Consider the following 6,000-nt stretch of genomic DNA (forward strand, 5'->3'; position numbering starts at 1 on the left):
CGAGCAGGTGGAGCACACCAGACGGACACCGCATCAGAGTCGTGCGTGCTCCGTCCCCACTGCGAGCGGAGCGGAGCCACCCGGCTGCGGGCCCATGGACGCCGGACACCCCGTCACCACGGGGCACGGCGAACATGTACCGAACGACCACGACAGCAAGAACCGGGCGTTCGAAGCCGTCCGTGGCTTAGCCCGGATATCCGCAATCGCTCGAAAGCCGACATCCGTTCGGGCGTCACGAAATCCGCTTTGCCGGCTCAGTTGCTCTGAAGCGCTGGGTCCAAATTCCGGCCACTTGCTGGCATGGCGGTTTTGCGGCCTTTTCAGACACTCGTCGAAATCGTGCCTCTTCGAAAACGCTCGTCGAAATCGTGCCTCTTCGAAAACGCGGTTCCTGTGGATCGCGATTCGAAGCGCTGGAGGGGTGATCCTCGTCCCCTAATCAATGTTGGCCGACATGAGAAAGCGCAGGAACTGGGTCATCGCTCGACCGGGTTTCCGGGATTGGCGGGCCACCGCACGCCCGCCGCGTCAAGGGCAAGCTCGCTTCGCTCGGCGCCTCCAAGGCGCCCCTGTGACTCGGTGGGCGCACGGCGGCTGGAGCTGCTCGTCTGGCGCCCGAGGGGCGCCAGGTCAATGTCAAAGACCCCGAACCGACCATGACCAGATTTCCGCGCCTTTTGATGACCACCAACAATCAAGGAGAGGCGGGTGGCACCTCGTCATCAATGAGCCCATAGCGGCCTTGCCCAGCGATTCCCGTAAACTCCACAGCAATCAGTTCCCGACAGTATTCTGGTGGCCGGTTGTTGGTCAGTATGATCTGGCAGTGTTCGCGGTGCGCTTGGTGCAGTCTCATGAGAATGCCAAAGAAAGCATCTACAATCAGCTGATCGCGGAAACTCGGATCAGATGAGTCCTGGCCTACGTGACTCAGCGGCGAATCCAACATCAATAGATTCGGAAAGAACGACTCAGCCTCCAGAGAATACGTCAGCACCGCGAAATGCCACATAGTGACTGCTAGGGAGATAGCCCCTTTGCTGGAGAGTTCTCCGTACAACTGGCCTCTCACCCGCGGCCGATAAGTCGCAGGATCCAAGTCCGCCGCACGAGGATCGGGAAATCGTGTCTCAACCAGCAAGCGCTGAAAACGACCCGACAACTCCGAGACTATTTCGTGAGAAGACTTGGCAGAGCGTGCCAGCTTCGCCTGAGCCTTCTTTATCGCTTCGACACGCTCCTCAAGCATCAACAAGTCTGACCCTTCACCCCGAGCTCGAGCCCTCAAGGAGATGTGCTCCTGAGCCTGTCGCTTCTTGGCGGCAACGAGGGCGAGTGCTTCATTGAGTTCCAACATGGGCTGCATTGTTGGCAGAACAGCCGACTCGGACGTTTTTCGTAGAGCAGAGTCCAAGTCAGCAACTTGCTTGGTCTTTTCCTCCGCGGAGTACTTCACATTCTCCTGATGTGCTTCCAGATCCTTGATGTAGCCACCAAGATCAGAGATTCGGCTCTTGAGAGACCGAAGCCTGTTTTCAACGGGAATACCCACGGTTTGCTCAGGAAGATTCTGCATGCATACATGGCAGTCGTTGGCGGGAACACTCCGTTCAACGGATTGGAAACAATTGGGACAGCGCATGACGGGCACACTGCCTACCAATCGGTGCGACTCCTCCAAGAACTCGACTTGCTGACGCTCGCGTTCGTACTGCACCAGCAGTCTGCCAAGCTGTATCAAGTTGCGGCGGATCTCCACGAACTGCGCGGTGAGCCCCGTTCGCTCGCTCTCTAGTTCGGTGCGCCTGTTGAGCAACTCTCGTTCCGATCCCAGCTTGGCATCAGCTTGAGTCCGCAGTGCATGAACACGCTGGTGAAGTGCCTTCTCCTCTGTGTCCAGCATTTCTATTTGCTGGGCTAGTTCTTCAGTTGAAGGGATGCGTGCTTGATCAAGAAAGGAGCGTGCGCCATCCAGAAATTGTCGAGCACGGTCTCGCTCGGCCTCGGCACTTTTCAACTGCGAAGAGAGATCTGCCAAGGCAAAGTCGTAGATCCCATGAACGAATTCGAACGCAGCACGCCACTTGATTGCTTTGTGCGGCTCCGCCTCAAAGAAGGCAGAACGCTTGGCCGAGATACGATCCTGATCGGCATACATGAGCATCAATAAGTCTCTGATGCTCAGTGTGGAGAGCGCAGAGGCTGCTTGGGTAGGTGCTGTTTTGACTTTAATATCACCCAAGCCCAGGCTGCTCATGAGTTCTGAACTCACCGAGATGGCGCCGGGCTTCTGTCTTGGGGGGAATTCTTTGAACGTGGCGCGCCCTGCGAAGGTATCCTCAATGCCCCCGAAGTAAATCATGGCATTTGCGTACTGGGCTTTCAGGGAGCGGCGAATCGTTAATCTTACTTCGCCCACTTGGCACTCAACGAAGCAATCAGAGCACTTTGCTAGCTCTGGATAGTTCGGTGGATTGCTCGCGCCCATCGCATAGTCAAGAAGTTCGAGCACGGAACTCTTGCCAGTGGAGATCGGGCCGGCGACGATATTGACACCATCGTGAAACTCTACTTCGTATTGTCTGCTAGGCGATGTAAGCACTAGTTTTCTAAATGAAAGGCGCCCGCTCATTGTCCCTCCTCTTGCTTCCAGGCGCGAATCGGGAGTTCGAGCGCCGCGATATCTCTTGAGAAATCAGGCAGCGCTCTTTGGATGTCACTGAGCAAGACACCTGCATTCCTGCGCCCCCATGCTTCGCAGAACACTTCCGCGAGCGCACGCATCGCATGCGCCCACGCACTAGTGAATCTGCCAGCTATGTCGATTCCCGCTGCCGTCAAATCGATCAAGACATCCTTGTCATTGCCTGTCCGGTCTTCGATGATAAGATCCCGCGACATCAACTCCGAAACAGTTTGCAGGAACCCCTCGCGCATGGCTGTGAAGTTTCGCTCCGCGAACAAATCCGCGAGATCCCCTGCGTAAAGCCCATGGGCGCGAATCACGGTTGCGAGTTTGGGGATGAGCGATACCAGCGCCCGCGGTTGCTGCAAGGCAAAGTCCACCGCCATCGCTCGCTCCACGCTGATGGGCTTCTTTTCCTCGCGGCGCCAAGTATCGAGTAGCAAGAGGGCCCTTCCCATGTGAAATGAGGCGGAGTGCCCAGGACTGAGCAGGGAACGGCGCCTCATGAGTCCTCTTCCTTGTCTTGGCCGATCAATTCAAAGTCGTTTGTCCAGCCAGCCCGGCACTGGTCGGCCCAGTAATGGACGCCTCCCCACTTGTGCACAGGGCTGGCATTCAGGGAGGTTTTCAGGTTCGACTGGTCCTGCTCGTTGACGCGTTTGTGCACTTCGCTCACGAATGGTGGCCCTAGGTGATCGGGAGCACGTTCGTTGAATGCGTGCTCCCACAAAGCGTGCAAGCGGACTTCCAGATCCTCGAGCGCGGCGATCTCCTCTGGATTCCCCCCATGAGACACTTTGCCACGAAGGATCTCGAAATTGTAGAAGGCGGTTCGCGCGGAGAAATGCTGCTGGACACCTGCGGCCTCTAGCTTCCTAACGAAGATCGCGTCTTGATAGTGGTTGTGTGAGGGAAGTTTCCGGGCGGGCTCTGGCGGAATCAGGCTGGCAAGCAGTTGCTCTAAAGAACCACGGTCAGAGGTTCTCCGCAGAGCCTTCTCAAAGAGCACTGCAAGCTTTGGATTGGAGGAGAAAGCCACGAAATCATCAACCGACCACAAGTCGATTTGACACTTCGCCTTGACGGACTGCTGCTTTCGCCACTTCTGCCACCACTCTTCTTCTTTGATACTCAGTGCTGTCGGTATACATAACGTCCACTGCACTAGGTTCGTAAAATGCGGACTCTCCGAGCACTTCTTCCACGATTGCCGGATTTGCTTCTGCTGGCTGTCACCAACCCCTTCGCAGAAATACTTAGCCTGCCAGACGCGAAGCTCGCCTTTGAACTCACCAACGAAGGTATCAATTCCCTCATCGCCGGGGTCTGGGCGAACCTGACGCGCCAGCGGGTGAATAGAAGCAACACAGCGATTCACGAGGTGGGCAAAGACGACGCGAGCACCATCTTCGGTCCACAGGTCTCTCAGCACTCGCAAGTCGATCATCCCGAGAGCTTTCTGGAACCCCCAGGGACTGTCAAGGTTCGACCAGCTCCCTCAAGCGGGGCAGAGCCGAAGGCGGAAAAGGCCAGTGAGCCTCTTGAGTGGTCGGGTAGACCCGGGCGCTGATTGGCCCCGGGCCCCCCACGGATCCGGACGTGCGCAACTCACGCATCCGGCTCTTCGTGTCACGGTTTCGCTCCTCACCCTTCTCGCTATCCGCTCGAGTTTCGTGCAGATGCTTTGGAGCCCAATGTCTCCGGCATCGGTCCCTCCAGCAGTTCCGTGTCACGGCATCCCCTTCCCTCCACAGGGTCCCGGATGAGGCCGGTTCCCCCGCTTCATCGGTACTATTGGATGCTCCGAATCCCGTACAACCTTCCCTCCCCGCTTCGTTTCCTTCGCGGAGTAGGTACCACCGCCACCCGTCTTTCGCTCCCGTGCGCGTCGGGCGCCCATCGCGCTCGGGCCAGGGTTGTTCTCCGGCTTCCCCAACCGGCTTCTTGTCGTGGAGTCGTACGGGCCTCCCAGGTTCCTCGGAGAACCTCTGTGTACATGCCCTGCTCTTCGACCCCGGTGGGAGCGACGTGCCGGCCCGTGCTGCCTTCAGCGCGTCGCTGCTGCCTTCCGCTCGTTTCAAGGCGTCGGCTCCCACAAGGAAGCTTTCGAGGCTCAATCCCACGGCCTGCACACTCGCTGTCTACGCTTCGCAGCCAGGGTTGCCCCTGCACCACGCAAGACTCGCTTCCGGGTGGGGGCCAGCCTTTCCCGGGCGGGCTTTTCGCCCGCAAGGTTCCTTCGTGAGGTTTCCGCTCTTTTCCTACATGGCTTCCTCCTCACCCAGGCTTCTCCTGGCGCACGAGACGATCTGCGGGAAGCGCGGGATTTCGATCGCGGCGAGTGAGATCGCCCGGGCCACTGCGACGCCTCGAGTCCTTGTCAGTTCGAGGCGTTACCTCATCAGACGAGCCGCACTCACGCGGATCGCTGGCCCGCGGTTGCGGGAGATCGCTTCCAAGGCACCAGGCTGGCCAGCTGGCGGAGCAGCGTAAGCCCGGTGAAGAGCAGATGCGTCGTGCCGTCCGGCAGCGGGCGCTTCATGCGGTAGGCGATGCGGCCATCCTCCGCTCGTGACAAACGCTCCAGTGCCAGCGCACCGCGTGCTCCGTAGCGGCATAGCCGCTCCAACCCCTGTCTGTCGTTCGCATGCAGGAGCGTATTGGCGTGCAGGGAGAATCCCTCCAGGAAGGCGCACCGGGGCTGTTTTCGGGGAGGGAGCCGCACATCCACCTCCGTCCAGCGCAGCCGCTGCTGCAGGCAGTGCGCCTGGTATGTCTGCAGCGCGTCCTCGGGCCCTTGCGCGGGCAGGGCCCCTCTTTTCTCCAGCAGGCGCAGCACCCGGTGCCGCACCACCCGCAGCAGTCGCTCCACTTCTGCTTGCGTGGGCGGAGGCAACGGCTCGAAGCGCACGCCGCCCTCCCGCGGCACGAAGACGCCGTCCGGTACCAGCGAGTGGAAATGAGGAGTCACCTGCAAGGCGGAGCCGAAGAACTGGATGAATGACACGGCAACAACCGGCCCACCCCGTAGGCCATGCCGCCGTGCCCTCCGGCGCTGCTGGGCGTGCCCCCGCGCGCAGGAAGAGGGTGAGGACGTCCGAGAGGAGCCCCACGTCCTTGAGCAGCACCCACCGCACCCGATGCGGAAAGGACAGCGTCCACTGCCGGTAGGGTAGAGTCGACGGGAGGCGCGGTGCCGCTCGGGCTCGTCGGCGCCTGCTGCGAGGGTCCGCTTTCGCTCGCCCTCTCGCCGAGTCTTGCCCACGGTCCGTTTCCTCCACGCCGCTCATCGAACCGGACGTGCAGATTTC

Annotated in this window: 4 protein-coding genes; all 4 read right to left on the bottom strand. The window is 59.7% G+C overall.

The features are described 5' to 3' along the window. Positions 1-697 precede the first annotated feature (697 nt). Positions 698-2,635 (bottom strand): hypothetical protein, encoded by a 1,938-nt coding sequence (locus VD972_RS22655; RefSeq protein WP_324990290.1) that lies wholly within the window; start codon positions 2,633-2,635, stop codon positions 698-700. Further along, positions 2,632-3,075, bottom strand: coding sequence for a hypothetical protein (locus VD972_RS22660; RefSeq protein ID WP_324990292.1), 444 nt, complete (start codon positions 3,073-3,075; stop codon positions 2,632-2,634). The genes VD972_RS22655 and VD972_RS22660 overlap by 4 nt, the downstream gene beginning before the upstream one ends. Positions 3,076-3,191: 116 nt before the next feature. After that, on the bottom strand, positions 3,192-4,136 hold the full coding sequence (locus tag VD972_RS22665; RefSeq protein ID WP_324990293.1) for a hypothetical protein: 945 nt from the start codon (positions 4,134-4,136) through the stop codon (positions 3,192-3,194). A gap of 969 nt (positions 4,137-5,105) precedes the next feature. Then, entirely contained in the window at positions 5,106-5,696 is a 591-nt protein-coding gene (locus tag VD972_RS22670) for a transposase (protein ID WP_324990296.1), read from the bottom strand. Positions 5,697-6,000: the final 304 nt, after the last annotated feature.

It is taken from the genome of Hyalangium sp., from assembly GCF_035629615.1.
GTDB lineage: Bacteria > Myxococcota > Myxococcia > Myxococcales > Myxococcaceae > Hyalangium.

What these genes read in the sequence shown, in the direction of transcription:
- VD972_RS22655 (WP_324990290.1), bottom strand. Translation starts at nt 2,635, where the DNA reads ATGAGCGGGCGCCTTTCATTTAGAAAACTAGTGCTTACATCGCCTAGC.
- VD972_RS22660 (WP_324990292.1), bottom strand. Translation starts at nt 3,075, where the DNA reads ATGGCGGTGGACTTTGCCTTGCAGCAACCGCGGGCGCTGGTATCGCTC.
- VD972_RS22665 (WP_324990293.1), bottom strand. Translation starts at nt 4,136, where the DNA reads ATGATCGACTTGCGAGTGCTGAGAGACCTGTGGACCGAAGATGGTGCT.